The following is a 313-nucleotide window of genomic DNA, read 5'->3' as shown; positions in this document are numbered from 1 at the left end:
GTAAAAAAGAACAAGCTAGAGCTAAAGCACACTATCAAGCTATGCTAGAAAAAGAAAAAGCTAAAGAATTAGCTAAACAACAAGCTAACACCTTGCACTCTAATGAGCTTGATGATGACCCTAAAGCTCATGCTGGATTAAAACAAAATGACAACACAAACTTTAAAGGGCGTAATAGATAATGCTCTCAAGCGATGATTGCCTTTAATGTTCTTAATAAAGAATATACCCTTTGAGTGAAGTGCCCAACCGCTAAAGACGATTGGGCTTCCTAGGCTGATGTTGCCCGTAGGGGAGTTTGGTTCTCACTCTG

At 39.3% G+C, this 313-nt stretch carries 1 pseudogene; it reads left to right on the top strand.

The features are described from left to right. A pseudogene (locus tag G6069_RS07865) lies at positions 1–182 on the top strand (hypothetical protein); the annotation flags it as partial. Positions 183–313: the final 131 nt, after the last annotated feature.

Origin of the sequence: Helicobacter pylori, assembly GCF_017594925.1 — a bacterium.
Taxonomy (GTDB): Bacteria; Campylobacterota; Campylobacteria; order Campylobacterales; family Helicobacteraceae; genus Helicobacter; species Helicobacter pylori_DP.
The sequence above is the reverse complement of the archived record's forward strand: the minus strand, read 5'-3'. Positions and strand labels throughout refer to the sequence as shown.